The 16,886-nt window shown below is 28.1% G+C and carries 12 protein-coding genes, 1 other RNA gene and 1 pseudogene; 7 read left to right on the top strand and 7 right to left on the bottom strand.

Annotation, left to right across the window (positions count from 1 at the left end; all coding sequences use genetic code 4):
- Window positions 1–235: 235 nt before the first annotated feature.
- Window positions 236–1,453: pseudogene (locus CJJ23_RS05255) on the top strand (phosphoglycerate kinase); the annotation flags it as partial.
- Window positions 1,454–2,481: 1,028 nt separating this feature from the next.
- Here the strand turns inward: CJJ23_RS05255 and CJJ23_RS02200 are convergent.
- Window positions 2,482–2,985 carry an adenine phosphoribosyltransferase gene (locus CJJ23_RS02200; RefSeq protein ID WP_095334755.1) on the bottom strand — a complete coding sequence of 168 codons (504 nt, stop codon included), beginning with the start codon at window positions 2,983–2,985 and terminating at the stop codon, window positions 2,482–2,484.
- 258 nt (window positions 2,986–3,243) lie between these two features.
- Between CJJ23_RS02200 and lepA the strand changes: the two genes are divergently transcribed.
- The 3 genes from lepA (at window position 3,244) to lon (ending at window position 9,056) form a co-directional block, all read left to right on the top strand.
- A complete protein-coding gene (gene lepA / locus CJJ23_RS02195) occupies window positions 3,244–5,049 on the top strand; it encodes a translation elongation factor 4 (protein WP_095334744.1) in 1,806 nt (601 codons plus the stop codon).
- A 212-nt stretch (window positions 5,050–5,261) separates the two neighbouring features.
- Complete coding sequence (locus CJJ23_RS02190) at window positions 5,262–6,263, top strand: MPN527 family putative ECF transporter permease subunit (protein ID WP_095334743.1); 1,002 nt, start codon at window positions 5,262–5,264, stop codon at window positions 6,261–6,263.
- Between the two features lie 159 nt (window positions 6,264–6,422).
- On the top strand, window positions 6,423–9,056 hold the full coding sequence (gene lon, locus CJJ23_RS02185; RefSeq protein WP_095334742.1) for an endopeptidase La: 2,634 nt from the start codon (window positions 6,423–6,425) through the stop codon (window positions 9,054–9,056).
- 129 nt (window positions 9,057–9,185) lie between these two features.
- On the opposite strand, the gene CJJ23_RS02180 is transcribed toward lon, so the two are convergent.
- From CJJ23_RS02180 to CJJ23_RS02155, 6 genes are all read right to left on the bottom strand, one after another.
- Window positions 9,186–9,917: a glycerol-3-phosphate acyltransferase gene (locus CJJ23_RS02180; protein WP_095334741.1), complete on the bottom strand. Its 732-nt coding sequence runs from the start codon at window positions 9,915–9,917 to the stop codon at window positions 9,186–9,188.
- Between the two features lie 2 nt (window positions 9,918–9,919).
- The gene (locus CJJ23_RS02175; protein WP_095334740.1) at window positions 9,920–10,951 is read right to left on the bottom strand and encodes a nicotinate phosphoribosyltransferase; all 1,032 of its coding nucleotides are present in this window, start codon (window positions 10,949–10,951) and stop codon (window positions 9,920–9,922) included.
- Window positions 10,952–10,958: 7 nt separating this feature from the next.
- The gene (locus CJJ23_RS02170; protein ID WP_095334739.1) at window positions 10,959–12,551 is read right to left on the bottom strand and encodes an alpha-amylase family glycosyl hydrolase; all 1,593 of its coding nucleotides are present in this window, start codon (window positions 12,549–12,551) and stop codon (window positions 10,959–10,961) included.
- The gene (holA, locus tag CJJ23_RS02165) at window positions 12,544–13,494 is read right to left on the bottom strand and encodes a DNA polymerase III subunit delta (RefSeq protein ID WP_095334738.1); all 951 of its coding nucleotides are present in this window, start codon (window positions 13,492–13,494) and stop codon (window positions 12,544–12,546) included. The genes CJJ23_RS02170 and holA overlap by 8 nt, the downstream gene beginning before the upstream one ends.
- A 46-nt stretch (window positions 13,495–13,540) precedes the next feature.
- Window positions 13,541–14,332: a ComEC/Rec2 family competence protein gene (locus CJJ23_RS05330; RefSeq protein WP_420329859.1), complete on the bottom strand. Its 792-nt coding sequence runs from the start codon at window positions 14,330–14,332 to the stop codon at window positions 13,541–13,543.
- 509 nt (window positions 14,333–14,841) lie between these two features.
- Entirely contained in the window at window positions 14,842–15,339 is a 498-nt protein-coding gene (locus tag CJJ23_RS02155; RefSeq protein WP_095334736.1) for an MAG0490 family ComEA-like DNA-binding protein, read from the bottom strand.
- Between the two features lie 38 nt (window positions 15,340–15,377).
- Here CJJ23_RS02155 and rnpB point away from each other — a divergent pair.
- The 3 genes from rnpB to pgsA all read left to right on the top strand — a co-directional run bounded on the left by rnpB (window position 15,378) and on the right by pgsA (window position 16,882).
- An RNA gene (rnpB, locus tag CJJ23_RS02150) (RNase P RNA component class B) lies at window positions 15,378–15,664 on the top strand.
- Between the two features lie 77 nt (window positions 15,665–15,741).
- The gene (locus CJJ23_RS02145; protein ID WP_095334735.1) at window positions 15,742–16,257 is read left to right on the top strand and encodes an MHJ_0274 family protein; all 516 of its coding nucleotides are present in this window, start codon (window positions 15,742–15,744) and stop codon (window positions 16,255–16,257) included.
- Window positions 16,220–16,882, top strand: a complete 663-nt coding sequence (gene pgsA, locus CJJ23_RS02140; protein ID WP_234805548.1) for a CDP-diacylglycerol--glycerol-3-phosphate 3-phosphatidyltransferase — start codon at window positions 16,220–16,222, stop codon at window positions 16,880–16,882. Before CJJ23_RS02145 ends, pgsA begins: the two co-directional genes overlap by 38 nt.
- Window positions 16,883–16,886 lie beyond the last annotated feature (4 nt).

Below are 16,886 nucleotides of genomic sequence, written 5' to 3'. Positions count from 1 at the left end.
TATTTTCTATTTTTATTTTAAATAGCAAAAAGTCATTTTTTGTAAAAAAAATTAAAGACAAAGTAACTTTTTAGTCAAAAAATTAAAATCATCTTTTTAATTATCTAAAAATCTGTTTTTTGATTTTTTTAAATTTTTTTAGTTTCATTTTTCTATATAATAATGGAAAACATTACAACAAAACTTTTGCTATTCTTACAGAATAAATTTAAGGGCAAAAGTTGCGAGAGGAATTATGAAAAAATTTATTACAGATTTAAGTCTAAGTGGTAAAAAAGTTATCGTTCGTTTAGATTTAAATGTTCCTATTGACAAGAAAACAGGAAAGATTACCTCTTTAAAAAGAATTAAAGAAGCTATTCCAACAATTAATTATGTTGTTGAAAATGGTGGTCGTGCTATTTTAATGTCACACCTAGGAAGAGTAAAAACTAAAGAAGATAGAGAAACAAAATCTTTATTACCAGTTGCAACAGCACTTGCTGATTTACTGCAAAAAGATATTCGTTTCATTGATAAAACTAGAGGAAAACGCTTAGAAGCAGCGATTGAAAGATTGAAAGACGGAGAAATTATCCTGATGGAAAATACTCGTTTTGAAGATCTAAATGAAAAAGCTGAAAGTAAAAACGATCCTGAATTAGCTAAATACTGAGCATCATTAGGTGATGTTTTCATCAATGATGCTTTTGGTACATCACACCGTTCACATGCTTCAAACGTAGGGATTGCAACTTACATTCCTGAAAGTGCAGTTGGTTTCTTAATTAAAAAAGAAATTGTTAACTTAAGCGAAGTTCTAGGACAACCTCAAAGACCTTTTGTAGCAATTATTGGTGGTGCAAAAGTTAGTGATAAAATTCTAGTTTTAAAAAGTTTAATTGATAACGTTGATAAATTAATCATCGGTGGAGCAATGGCTTATACCTTCATGAAAGCACAAAATATTGGTGTAGGAAATTCAATGGTTGAAGAAGACCAAGTTGAATTTGCTCGTGAATTCTTATTGAATAATCAAGGTAAAATTGTTTTACCAATTGACCATGCTCTAGCAAAATCATTTGAAGACAAACAACCTCAATATAACTTTGATAACCCAATTGAAATTCCAACAACTTTTATGGCTTTAGATATTGGACCTGAAACAGGTAAATTAATTACTAAATATCTAAATGGTGATCAAGAATTAGGTATCGAAGCTGCAAGAACAGTATTTTGAAATGGACCTATGGGAGTAACTGAGTTTTCAAATTACAAAGTTGGAACTCAAACAGTTGTTAATGCAATTTCAACTCTTAAAAATACTTTCTCAGTAGTAGGTGGAGGAGATTCTGTTGCTGCTATTGAAAGTTTAGATGCTGAAAAATACTTCAGCCACATTTCAACAGGTGGTGGAGCCTCAATTGAATTTATTGAAGGTAAACCATTGGTAGGAATTGAAGCAATTCAAGATCTAGATGCTTACTCAAGAAAACATGTTGTTGAAGAGCAACAAATTTTTGAAGAAGAACAAAGCAGTGAAGAAGCAAGTATTGATGAATATACTTCAAAACTAGGTGATGATTCAACCATTGCTATGACTGATGAAAACTTATTTGCTGATTTAGAAGTAATGAGTTTACCACAAGTTGAACCTGAAGTTGAAGTTAAAGAAGAAGTATTTGTTGAAGAAACTGCTCCTATGCCAGTTCAACCTTCAAATGAAGTAGTTCTTAATAAAGACTTATCAGACATTCCAACAACTGAATTAAAAGAATCATTACTACGTGATTTAGAAATCACAAACTTAATGAGTGAAGATGCTCCTAAAGAAGAAGTTGTTGAAGAATTAGTAATTGAAGATCATCCTGAAGAAAACATTGTTGTTTCTGAAGATTCAATTGATGAATTCTTTAACACAAGTGAAGATAACTTATTTGAAGCAGATACAGAATCAGAAACTTTTGAGCACTTCTTTGAAGATGTTACAGAAGAAACTGAACTAAAAGCAACAAATGAACTTCCTGTGCTTGAAGAAACTGATGAATTATTAGTTGATACAGATGAGCATGCTCATCATCACGAAGAACAAGATCATGAACATCATGAGCATAGCCATGAAGAACATGATCACGATCATGAAAATCATGAACAAGAGCACGGTTATGACCCACTTCGTGAAGAAGTACTTGATGAAACAGATCAATTATTTAATGATTCACTTGATGAACAAGAAAATCTTGAAGGTTCATCTGAATTAGAAGAATTTATTGAAACCAGCACCCAAGAATACACAGGTGATTCTACAGAATCATTATTCGATGACATTGAAATCGATAATGATACAACTCAAGAAGAAGCACCAGTTAAAAAAGTTGGATTCTGAAAACGTTTATTCGGTAAAAATAATTCAATCAAATCACAAAAAAAGATTAAAGAAAAAGGGTAAAACGCCCTTTTTTTGATTCCTTTATCTTTTTAATTTGTTTTTTTATTTTTTAGTTAAACCTTGATTAATGCTTCAACTTCAGGTTTTAAATTATTTTTACCATCTAGAAAAGTTAGTTCCATTAAAACAATGATTTTAATCACTTCTACGCCTTGTGATTCAAGTAAATCGACAATCGCATTTAAAGTTCCACCAGTGGCTAGAACATCATCAATAATAATTGCTTTTTGTCCTTTTTGAACATAACCTTTTTGAATCTCTAGAATATTTTTTCCATATTCTAGAGCATATTTTCTTGTAATTACTTCTCCAGGTAATTTACCTGCTTTACGAACCATGATAAAAGGTTTTTTTAAAAAAGCAGCAACTGGAGTGCCGAATAAAAATCCACGTGCATCAGGACCTACGATAATATCTGCTTCTTTAGCTAAGTCAGCCATTGTAGTAATTGTATAGTTTAGTGCTTCACCATTAGCTAATAATGGTGAGATGTCTTTAAAGACTATCCCTTTCGAGGGAAAGTCTTTCACATCTTTGATATATTTAATTAATTGCATTTCTTTGAAATTATATGCTTTTAAATCCATAAAATCATAATATTTTTTAAAATATTATGAAGCAAGTTTTTAGGTAGATATTGGTTGAACATGTGCGCAGGCGTTCAGGAAAAAAAGAGTCTGAAACGACTCTTTTTTACTTTCTTAAACTATTAAGTTATTTCTTTAAAGCCTGCTATTTTCTTGAAAAAATTTCATCAGAATATTTATAACAAAACTCAGGCTTTTTTGCTCTCTTAATTTATAATTAAAAAACATATGGATAAATCAAAAATTAGAAATTTTTCAATCATCGCTCATATTGATCATGGCAAGAGCACTTTAGCAGACAGAATTTTAGAAATCACTTCAACAGTTGAAAAAAGATTATTGCAAGCACAACATCTAGACAGCATGGATATTGAAAGAGAACGTGGTATTACTATTAAGTTAAATGCTGCTCAGATTAAATATAAAGATTACACCTTTCATTTAATCGATACTCCTGGTCATGTTGATTTTACTTATGAAGTTTCTCGTTCTTTAGCAGCTTCGGAAGGTGCTTTATTAATAGTTGATGCAAGCCAAGGTATTGAAGCACAAACCTTGGCTAATGTTTATTTAGCAATTGAAAATAACTTAGAAATTATTCCTGTAATTAATAAAATTGACCTACCTAGTGCAGATGTAGAAAGAGTGAAACAAGATATTGAATCAGTGATCGGTATTAGTGCTGATAAAGCAATTTTAATTTCTGCAAAAAATAATATTAATATTGAAGCTGTTTTAGAAGCTGTAATTGAAAAAATTCCAGCTCCACAAAATGCTGATGATAACTTGCCTTTAAAAGCCTTAATTTTTGATTCTTATTTTGATCCTTATCGTGGTGTTGTCTTATTAGTGAGAATTTTTGAAGGTAAAATTAAGTTAAATGACACCTTTATTTTTATGTCTAATAATAAAGAATATCATGTGACTGAATTAGGGGTAAAAACGCCAACTGAAGTTAAAAAAGAGTATCTAGAAGCTGGTGAAGTAGGTTGAATTGCTGCTTCAATTCGTGATGCAAAAGAAGTGGCTGTTGGTGATACGATCACTTTAAAAGCAAAGCCTACCAAGACAATGCTTCCAGGTTATAAAAAGATGAAAGCAGTCGTTTTTACAGGATTTTATCCTATCGATGGTAAGGATTACCCGATTTTAAAAGAGTCATTAGAAAAAATTTCTCTAAGTGATAGCAGTATCACTTGAGAACAAGAATCTTCAAAAGCCCTAGGTTTTGGTTTTCGAGTTGGTTTTTTAGGTCTTTTACACATGGAAGTTTTACAAGAAAGATTGCAGCGAGAATTCAACGTTTCAATCATTGCAACTAGTCCTAGTGTTACTTATAAATTAACTAGAAGTAATGGTGATGTTGAATATTTATCTAACCCTGCAGAATTTCCTGAAGCAAATTATATTTCTAAAATTGAAGAGCCTTACATTCAGGCTTCAATTTTAGTTACTGAAGAATATATCGGCTCAGTCATGGAACTATGTAACTCAAAAAGAGGTAAATATATCAACATTGAATACCATGAAAAAAGAGTAACTGTGATCTATGAAATGCCTTTAGCCGAAATTATTCTTGACTTTTTTGACAGGCTTAAATCTGTTACAAGAGGCTATGCATCATTTGATTACAACATGATTGGCTATTTAGAAAATAAACTAGAAAAAGTTGAAATCTTATTAAATAAAGAAAAAGTTGATGCTTTTTCTTTCATCTCGCACCATGAATTTTCTTATGAAAAATCACGTATTTTAGTTGAAAAACTAAAAGAAGTAATTCCAAGACAAAGTTTTGAAATTCCTGTGCAAGCAGTCATTGGTGCTAAAGTTATTGCACGCGAAACTATCAAGGCTTATCGTAAAGATGTTACTGCTAAATTATATGGTGGTGATGTGACGCGGCGCATGAAATTACTAGAAAAACAAAAAGCTGGTAAAAAACGTATGAAAGCAATTGGTAAAGTGGAAATCCCTCAAGAAGCTTTCTTATCAGTTTTAAAAAACAACCAAGACAATAAAACTTCAAAAAAATAATTTTTATTTTCTTTTGAAGTTTTTTTCATGCTTTTACTTATTATTAAAATAGCTAAAAGCCTACTTAGATAGTAATAACTGCTTAATTATTTAACTACTTTAATTAAATAAAGTTGTAAAAAGGCTTTTACAACAAAAAAATAATTTTGACAAAAAAAATTTAAAAAAATATTTTTAAACAAATTATTTTAATATTTATTAATAATAGAAACATGTTTAATAAAGAGAGAGAAACTACAACCATTAAGGAAGAGATTGAAGCAACACTAAACTACAATCACTATAACCAAAAACTTAATGGAGTGCGCTTTGATTCAAGCACACAACTACAAACAGTTTCAGCAAAAAATCAATCAAAAAGCCCTGCGCTTTTAAGATTTTTTACTGAAAGAAAATCAACTAAAGAATATAAAAGAATTCTTTTAACTAAAAAAATCGCCATCACAGGGATGATGTTTGCACTAGTTTTACTGTTTTCATGAATTGCTCATTTAAGTGGAATTTTTACATTTTTAAAAATCGATGTTTCACTTGTATTTATCCTAGCAACCTTAATGGTTGCAGGATATCAATATGCATTAACTTTAATTATTTTAAAGTTTGCAATTGTTCCAGCATTTACGGGAGGTGCTGGCTATAGCCATGTTGGAATTTTAGGACATGTTATTTTATTAATAACTTTCTTAATTGCAACTACAGTTTATTACTTACTAGCTAATTTTCATCTAGTTTTATCACGTAAGATTAAAATCAGCGATTCAAATAGAAGAATCGTGCACGTACCATTAAAATGACAAGTAACTTACATAATTGCTGCTTTAGCATTAACAACTGTAGCAATTTCAACCTTGAATACATTCTTATTTAACCCACTTTATTTTTCATTATTTGGAATGCTTCAAGGTCCTGCTACTTACTCAAACATGGCAAACCTATACGCACTTCAAGGATTTTCAACATTCTTCTTTGGAATTCCTGAATACATCAATGGTTCATACGCTTTATATACAGCTTTTAACACAATTCAATTTTCAATTGTTGGTGTTGTTACTGTTGGATTTATTATTTTCTATAGTAAATCTTACAAATACTTTGGCTTAGACCAAAGCATTTACTTAACAAAAGAAGTTGTTAAAAAACCAAAACAACTGCCTTTAGCAGTTTTAAGTAAAAAAACAGACCCAGTTTCTAACTCTTTTGACTGATCTTTTTAAAAAGATTATTGCAAAAAAAGGTCATAATAAGATAAAATCACTAGTGATTTTATTTAACTAATTTAGAAATTAAAAAAATATTTAAATAATATTAGCACTCTGCCTCTTAAAGTGCTAATATTATTTATATTATAAAGAAATTTCATATTAAGGAGACTTATGATTAAACCAGTTATAGCCACCAGAGGCTTATTACTTTTACAATTTGTTGAACTTGAATTTCAAGTCGGTAGACCTGCAAGTATTAGTGCCCTAAGACTTGCACAAAATAATTACAATAACGAAATTGTACTTGCTTCACAAATCCAAAGTGATAACGATGTTGTTGAAACAGTGAGTGATTTACACAAAGTGGGATTCTTAAGTAAAATCATTTCAAGTAAAGAAGAAGAAGGAATTTTTAAGATCACAGTTTTACCATTTAAACGTGTTTCAATTGTTAATTTATTTGTTGATGAATCTAACACCAAACATAAAACAATGGTTGAAATCCAAGATTTCAACATTAATGTTTCAGATGCTGCAAAAGCTAAAGCAATTTTAAAAAGTTTGATTAACTGAACTGAAGATAAAGATGTTAAAATTGATCCTAATTTAAGACTGAAATTTTCAAAGTTACAAAAACGTTTTAAAGATAAAAAAGCCATTGACTTTGAAAATATTGATGTTTGATTTCAACCTCTTGAAAATTCAAATGACTTAGAAGACTACACTAGTTTTTTAAATCCGATTCTAGTTTCTAGTTATTTTGTTGATGTTTTAAAACCAGATGATGATTGAGTTAGAAAATATAATTCATATCTTGACTGAGTTGAACAAGCTGATCGCTTGATCTTATTAGTAACTTCAAAAGTACATGAAAGTGAAGTTGAAAACGACATCGAAAAACGTTTAAAAAACACTTTAAATAAACAGCAAAGAGAATTCTTACTTAGAGAAAAACTAAAAGCAATTCGCAACGAATTAGGCGAAGAAAATAGTGATGAAGATAGTATTTTTGAAGAATATTCTGAAGATAAAGAAGAAAACGAAGACAAAGAACCTAATGTTGAAAACGATGATAAAAACGTTAAGAAAAACCGTTATCCACGTTCAATTATTAAGTTAATCGCTAACGAAAAGTCTAAGTTAAAAGGAATGATGTCTTCAAGTCCTGATGCTAATATTTCACGTAACTACATCGACTTATTAAAAGAATTACCTTGAAGAAAAGTTTTAGTTGATGATCTAGATATTGCCAAAACTAAAGACATTTTAGATAAAGGTCACTATGGTCTTAAAGAAGTTAAGGAACGTGTTTTAGAATATATTGCAATTCTAATCAACAACAATAAAAAACATGACAAAAGCAAAAAATTCTTAAAAATTGATGATACTCATAATGTTGATTTAGAACTTTTTGAAGAAAATGAAGATGATTATGAGCGTAAAAGCTTCAATAACGTACCTATTTTGACCTTAGTAGGGCCTCCTGGTACAGGAAAAACTTCTTTAGCAAAATCAGTTGCAGAAGCTCTAGGTAAAAAGTTTGTCAAAATTTCTCTAGGGGGAATTAAAGATGAATCAGAAATTAGAGGACACAGAAGAACCTATGTCGGAGCTCTTCCTGGAAAAATTATTGCTGCTATTAAGCGTGCAAAAGTATCTAACCCAATCATTTTATTAGATGAAATTGACAAGATGACTTCACAAGCACAAGCTAACCGTGGAGATGCTTCTGCAGCAATGCTTGAGGTTTTAGATCCAGAACAAAACCACAAATTTCAAGATCACTATCTAGAACATGAATATGACTTATCAAAAGTTATTTTTATCGCAACTGCTAATTACTATGAAGATATCCCTGCACCTTTATTAGACCGTGTGGAGATCATTAATTTAAGTAGTTACACAATTTTAGAAAAAGTACAAATTGCCCGTAATTACTTAATTGATAAAGTCAGAGCAGATGCTTCTTTAGAAGAACGTCATTTTAAAATCTCTGACGATGTTTTAAAATACATTATCAACCACTATACCTTAGAAGCTGGTGTACGTAATTTAAGAAGAATTCTTGATAAGGTAGCTCGTAAAATTGTTGTTAAGTTATTAAATTCTGAAATCAAAGATGAAGAAGAATTTGAGATCACTGAAGACGTTGCTTTTGAATTATTAGGTGTACATCGCTTTAGTAATGAAGTTAACGACAAAGAGCCTCAAATCGGTTCAATCAATGGTTTAGCTTATACTTCTTATGGAGGAAGCACCTTAAAAATTGAGGTTAATTTATACCCTGGTAAAGGTAAAATTTCTTTAACAGGTCGCCTGAAAGATGTGATGCAAGAATCAGCACAAACTGCCCTTTCTTATGTCAGATCTAACGCTGAAAAGTTCAATATTCCTAAAGACTTTTCATGAGAATCTTATGACATTCACATTCACGTACCTGCAGGAGCAATTCCAAAAGATGGACCTAGTGCTGGTGTAACATTTACAACTGCAATCATTAGTGCAGTAACTAGAAGAGCAGTTAGTCAAACAGTTGGAATGACTGGTGAAATCACTTTACGTGGTAAAGTTTTAGCAATTGGTGGACTAAAAGAAAAATCAATTGCTGCTCATAAATTCGGTGTAAAAACTGTCTTTATTCCCCATGATAATGAGAAAGATTTAATCGAAGTACCTGATGAAGTTAAGAGTGAATTAACCTACATTCCAGTTAAAGAATATGATGAAATTTTTAATCATTTATTTGCAGGAGTAACTTCAAATCCTTTAGAAACTTTGCATCCTAAAGAGCAAAGCAAACAATAAAATAAGATTATAAAAAAATGGAGCATTACAGTTGCTCTATTTTTTAATGCCGTAATTCAACGATAAAACCTAATTAGCAAAAAATAAAAAATCTGCCAAAGCAGACTTTTTCACAAATTAATCTATTTATTAAGCAGTTTTCTTACGTAAACTGATTGGCTTTTCAGTTTTATTAAGTAATCTTTTAATATTTGAATGATGCATTCCAATAATAATTGCTGCTGCTAATAGGAATGCTAAACCTGAAACTAAAGCAGCAATCGGATAGCCTGTATCTAAATATAAGAAAGCATTATGGGGAATTAAATAACTCAAACTTTCAATGCCACTATAAGTCATTCAAGGTAAAAAGAATAAAGGAATTACTAGTAAGTTTGCAAAAATTGTTGCTACAGAAACAATTTTTTTATAAAACATTAAAGCAATTCATAAAGCAGCACCAATTAAGAATAATAAGACATTAACTGTTAAAAACATTCCAACAACTGTTGCTGCTCCTTTACCTCCTTTAAATTTGAAAAAGACAGTAAAGATATGACCAAGCACAATTCCAAATGCTGCAATTTGAGGATAAATATTAACAACTGGGTTAAATCTAAGATCGCTATGAGTATTAATAATATAAATAAATAATGAAAATAGATAAACCCTGAAAATATCTCAAGCAAAAATTGCTCCACCAACTTTTACTCCAAAACGTCTGGTAATGTTGGTAGAACCAGCATTACCAGAACCGTGTTTTCTAATATCATCTTTAAAGATGAATTTAGAAACCAAAATCGAAGTATTTAAACTACCCCAAAGGTAACCTAGAAAAAACGCTATTAAGTTATATATAACTAAAAAACCAATATCACTCATTATTATTTACCATACACCTTTAATTTTGAACTATCACGATAAAAACGCCCCACCTTAGCTAAATGTTTGCCGTTAATTTTAACAGCATCTGCGCTGAAATGATTTTTAATCTCTAAAATATATTCACCAACACCATATGAATCAACTGGAGCGTTTTGGGCTTCAAATTCAGCGATTCTAGCAGGCGTAAAACCACTAGAAACAACGATTTTAACATGCTTACCACCATTAGCATCTAAAGCATTTCTAAGGTTTTTAATTTGCCTAACAGTAACACCAAATTCTTGATCACTTTCAGTAAACATTTTATCCATAACTGATTTAGAAGTATCAACACGAACGGCTTTTAAATCATCTTTTAAAGCATCTAAAACTTTTAAAGAATCTCTGATAACATCGTTATTAAAATCAACTAAAGCAACTAAATAATCATCTTCAGGATAAAGTTCTTTGTAATAAAGCATTGCTTTAACTACATCACCTTCAAATGCCTGAATTAAAACATGGGGAATAGAGCCAAAAACTAATTCAGGATGATTTTGCGAAGTTGCAGTTGTAGGATGAGCTTTAATACCTGCTAAGATCGCTGCTTTACCATCTCTGATTTGATTGCTATAATGGTCGCTTCTGTCAGACATAAAAATAATTTCTTTTTTACCTGCTGCTTTGATGCAGTGTCTAATGTTAGTTGCAACCGAAGTAGCACGTGCTAAAATGCTATCGATAATGCCTTCATAAGTTCCAAAATATTCATACTTACCTTCTAGTTCTAAAACGATATCCATTGAATTAATTATGGTTCCATCTTCTAGGTACTTAATCTTGTACTTACTAGTATCAGTATACTTTTCAAGCAGTTCTAAAACTTCTGCCATACCCGCTAACATTGCATCATCACCACGTTGGAAAAATTGTAAAGTAGTGATTGCATCAGGTAGAGCATGTTTAATAATTCCTTCTGCTTTAAAAAAATAATTTGCTGCGTAGTATAAAGGGTGATTAGGATCTAATTTTTTTTCATTTACTTTCTTCATGCTTCTCCTATTTTAAAACTGTATTATAAATTGTATTTACAAAGTCAGCTTCTGAATTGTTTATTTTTTCAATTAAAACTAGAGTTTCAAAAGGTTCTAATTTTTTAGGAATCTCGTGATATTTTTTTCTAGTATAACTAGAAACTAAAATCCTACTTGTTTTTTTCAATTTAACATTTTGAAATGAATGTTCTAAATTAGAAATAATTCTTAATTTAAAAAAAGGTGTCTTAATTAAAATATTTACTAAAAAAATATTTTTACTTTTAATTGAAAAAGAATATTGTGAATTTTGAATTAAATCTTGGTAGGATTTATTTTCGTTTAAACTTACTAATTTTTTGAAAAAATTTAAATTAGAATTTTCATCTTCTCATTGTGATTTAACATTGATTTTTTCAAGATTTTTTAAATTAGGATTTTTAGTTTGATCCTTATTTCAAATCATTTCATAGTTTAAATTTTCTGTATAAAATTTATTAAATGAATTAAAGAATTCATCTAATTCAATTCCATTATTTAATAACTTATGTTTAATTTCATTTAGTTCAAAATCGTTAATTTTATTAACAAATTCTTCCTTCATATTTAACATTCCGATTTCTTGTCCAAAATAAATTTTCTTATCTCTATTATTGATTAAATTTAGAATTAACAAAGATCTAACTGACTCATTAAAAAAGGAATTTTCATTTCCCCATAAGGAAGCAATTCTACTTACTCATGGTGATTGAAGTGCAACAATATTTTTTTCTGAACTTAATGCTGCTCCAAAATACGCCGCAAATTTTTTGTAATTAATCTCGTGATAAATTGGGTAACCATATTTGTAATTTTTATTCAATGATGCAAAAGATGTATCGATTAGATAATCAAAAAATTCTTCATGATTTAATTTCTTTAAATTTAAATAATTTCAATTTAAGATTTCACTTTCTCAGACAACAGTGAAATCTTTCATCTCAGTTTTTATATTTGAATAGATAGCTTTTAATTGATTAGTTGTTTTGTCATTAAGAATTTTATCTCTTTCACGACTATATAAATATTCAAAATTATGAATGATAATGCCTCTAAAACCTGCATTATAGAAAAAGTTTACAATTTTTTTAAACTTTTTAATTGTTTCATTTGCAGATCAAGATGATTCAAAATCAATTGTTTGTGTTTTAATAAAAAAGGATTCTGTTTGATATTCCTTTTCATCTTTTTGCATGTTATTTAAAAAATCAACTCAGTTTTCTTTTCTTTGAATCGCTCGACTTTTCATTTCTAAATAATTATTATAATTATCCAGATAGTTACTAATTTCTTTAATTCTTTGTAAGTCAATTTTTACTAATGGCTTAATCTTTTTAGTTCTTAAAATTGTTAATAGTTCTTTTAAGTCACCAATAGTTCCATGTTTGACCTCATTATCTTTTATAAAAGATAAATTAGGATCTGAATAATTTAATAAAGGATTTTCTAGTATTAAATTTTTAATTTGTAATGATTCAAAATATTTTATAATTTTAATTATACCTTTATAAGAACCAGGTTTATTTTTACTTTCTGATGCAAAAACATTCTGCTTAATTTCGTATCAAATTTTACTCATGTTCATCCTTAAAAATTTTTAATACAAATGCTTCTAAAATTATCTCAGGAGCAATTTTTGTGTTTTTAATTTGGAAGTCAACTTTATCTAATTCTTTAATTAAAGACTCAATTTTTTTTCTACCTCTAAACTTTAAAAACTCATATATCTTTTTACCACGATATTCATTTAGTTTTAAAGAAGCAACTGCTTTAGAAAAACTACCTTCACTTAAAATTGCATTATCTAATTCTATAGAAGTAATTAAAATATTTGAAATTTTACCTACAAGTTCGACTGCTTCACTATTGTAGGTTAGTTCCTTTTTAAATGTTGCAAAAATTTCTTTTTTGTCGTTAGTTGATAACGAATTTACAAAACTAAACCCTGGGTCTTTTGCATAAGATGAAAAAAAGTCATCAATCATTTCATAAGTTATTTTTTTATTTATAAATCTCAACTTAGAAATTTCATTAACAATTATTTGCATTTCATTAGGTAAAACTGTAACTATATGATTAATCATTTTATGATCTAGATCAATTCCATTTGCTTTTGCAAAATCATAAATATATTTATTTAATTCAAAACCTTCTAATTTTTTAATGTTTTCAACTTTAAAATTCTTTTTTAAATAAGTGTGTAACTTATTTTCTGAAGTAATAAATGGTGCAGAAATAATTAAAGGATATTGTTTATATTTTATGATAGTTAAAAGTTTTGAATAATCAGCATCTTTAATTATTTTAGACTGCAAAAAAGTAGGTGATTTTAACCAAAAAATCTTTTTTTCAGAAAACAAGTCTGATTGTGTTATTTCATTAAATAAATAATCAAGATCAATATCAAGTGAATGAACTGTTAAGTTATATTGGCTAAATTTTTCAGTAAGTAACTTATTAACTTTTTCATTAACTAGAAACTCATCTTCCCCCGTAAAGATAATCATGTTCTTATTATACATAAAGGTAGATTTTTAAAGCCATTTTGTTGGCTAAAGTATTAAAAAATTAAGCAAGTTTTATGTGCTTAATTCTAGGTTTAATGTTTTTGATTATTAAAATTGATGAAAACGAAAAAATTATGTAGTAAGGCAAGTAAAATCATTTGTAAACATTGCTTATTTCAATGTAGAAATTAATTTCAAGAAACCTATTTATCAGTCAATCAAACATTTCGAATATAATAGTGAGAAAATCCCTAAGGTAGAAAAATAGTGCTGAAAAAATATAAATTGCACCAATAATAGGTGTAGCTAATAAGGTAAAAAAGTAAGCAAATATAATAAACTTATTTGTAATTAAAACTACTAAAGGAACAGCCATAAAATAGGTTGTTAAACTCATTATTAAAAACTTTGTAATTTTATTTTTATAATTCATTTTATTTAAAAATGAAATGTAAAAAGATAAACCATAACTGAAAATTAAAGCATCTCTGATTAAATAAAAGGGATTAAAAACTAAGAATAAATTTAATGAAATTAAAATTAAAAAATAATGGTTTATTTTTTTTGAAAATAAGTATTTAAAAATTATGGCTAATAAATAAACTGTTGCGTATCTAAAAATTGAAATATGAAATTCAAAAAATATTAATAAAAAAACTACTACCAAAATAAAAGATAAGTCTATATATTTTTGCTTCAACCTGAATAATTTGAAAATTTTAAAATAGACAAATTTTACAATTGATAAATGAAAACCTGAAATTATAACTAAATGTAAAAGTTGCAAATTTTGAAATTGCTGATATTCAAATTCATTCAAATTATTTACTTTTCCTAAATAAAAAAGAGACATATATTTTTGGTAGATTTCAGAGCCACTTGCAAAGTATTTTTTTAATTCGCCTTTGAAAGAAAATGAATCTGAAATTTTATTTATCTCAAAGTTTTTTATTTCATGAAATACATTCTCGGATTTTAAAAAATTACTAAAATTGTAATCATCGATATTAATAGCTTCTAAATTGCCGCTTACTTTTAAAATCTCATATTCTTCGAAACTAATTTTTGTTTTTATAAAATATTTATTAATTCCTTTTTGAAGAATATATGAGTTTTTAAATTTTCTAATTACTTTAAATTCACCATTAATATTTTGTTCAAAACTATCTGTTCTAATTTTTAAAATAATAAAAATTAGAAAACAAATAATTAAAGAAAAAATCAAAACATAAAGAAGATGTTTTTTTCTGAACGTAATTAAAATAAAAAATAAATTAATTATAAAAACTAGAAAACCTATTTTTAAAAATAGTTCAAGTAGCGAAAATAAAATTGGTAATATCAGGGCAATAAAAACAAAAACTAGATTATGTAAATCTCCTTGATTTTTTCAATTGATTTTGAACCAATTCCAGGTAGGTTTTCAATTTCTTCTCATGTATATGTAGTTTTACTATTTTTGTATTTTAATAGCTCCGTGATTTGATTACTTCTAAGCCCCAACTTTTTTAAGGCAACTTCTGAAATATCAGAAAAGTGGTTATTTTCTTTAAGATTTTTTAAAATGGTATAACTTTTACCATCTGTTAATAATTGGTTTAAATCTAAACCTTTCATAGCACTATTAGCCTTAATCTTAACGGTATTCAGTGCTTTTCTTAAACTAGTATCTTTATCAAAAATATATTTCCCAGGTTTTTCTACATTGCCTATAAATGTCACAACAACTTTATCTTTTTCAGCTGGAGTTTCTTTTTGTACAACAGGGAAAATTTGGTCTTTAAAAAAATAAACACCAACGGTTGCCGAAATTGCAACCAAAATTATTGAAGCAATTATTGCTTTATAAATTTTTTTCATAATTTTCTTTCACTTGATTAGTTTATGTATAATGTTAAAGCATCGGTCAATTGCTAGTAATTCTAGAGGAAAGTCCGCTCTAGCACAAGCTGCGATGCTTGTAGTGTTCGTGCAGGGTCTAATAAACCCTGACTTAGATGACTAGTGCCACAGAGACGAGAAATATGAAACGCGGTAAACTCCACGAGCTAGAAACCCAAATTATGGTAGGGGAATCGAAAACATATAACTGAATATGTTATCGGAACATGCAATTTGTAAAATTGCATGTTAGATAAATAATTGACGCAACCCTTAAAGGTTGAACAGAAAGCGGCTTATAGATGTAAAGCACTTCGGTGCTTTTTATTTTTTTAATTTTTTTGTGTAAAATATATAAACCGAGAAATAAAGGAGTTGAATATGGATAACGTAGTCTTATATATCTTAGTAGCGATAATTTTATTTTTAATTTTTGCTTTTGTTGCTTACAACTTTATTAAAAAAGAATTACGTAAGCGCAAACTAAAAAAGAAAACTAATGAACTTGAGCATGAAATTAATAAAAAATATTTCCAATACATTATTGAAATCAATTCATTAATTAATGAAAATGATGTAATCATGGACAAATTTTTTAAAAATCAAACTAATTTAAAAATGAGTATGATTGTCACAAGAAGTGATAAATATCTTGACAAATTAACTGATACAAAAATCTTTAAAATGTTCTTTTTGCCTGATAAGAAATATCGCCGATTTGTAAGCGAACTAAATACTTTAATGGGTTACAAAAGTAACATGTGAAATAAGAAGATACCTGAAACTATTAAATGATTCAAAGATCAAAATGAAAGTATTTTAGGTACAGTTGATCTAAAAGATCTTGTTGAACAATATAGTGAAAAAACAAAACTTCTTTATGCTGATAGCAAATAAAAATTTACCTAACTATTTAACAATTTTCAGATTGTTAATTGTTATACCTTACATTATTTTATTTTCTTTAATTGCTTATCGAATTAATTATCCTGGCAGTTTAGTAATTGATTTAAAATCAATTTGGTCAGTCAACTTTATAATTTTTATAATAGCAATGATAACCGATTTTTTTGATGGATATTTAGCACGCAAATATAAAAATGTTTCTATTTTTGGAAAGCTATTTGACCCAATTGCTGACAAAATAATGATCAATACAACATTGATCTTTTTAGCGATTACAAATTTAACTTTTGCATGAGTTGTAGTCTTATTTATTTTGCGAGACATCGTTGTTGATGGTGCAAGAAATTTAATGGCTTCTAAAGGTGTAGAAGTGGCAGCATCAATTTGAGGTAAATTAAAAACGGTTTTCCAAACACTTGCAATTATTATTTTATTTGCAATTGCAATTCCTTTTTATGGTAATGATTTATTAATAAATCTAAATATTAGTATGATGGCATTTGTAGCGTTAATAAATATACCAACTTTTGTGGCTCTAATTATGTCTTATATTTCAGGATATTTATATTTAAAACCTTTATTTAAATACTTAAAAATATCTAAGAAATCAAACTAAACAT

The organism is Mycoplasmopsis agassizii (assembly GCF_002276225.1).
Lineage (GTDB): Bacteria > Bacillota_I > Bacilli_A > Mycoplasmatales > Metamycoplasmataceae > Mycoplasmopsis_B > Mycoplasmopsis_B agassizii_A.
Note: the sequence above shows the minus strand (reverse complement) of the source record. Positions and strands in the feature narration are given on the sequence as shown.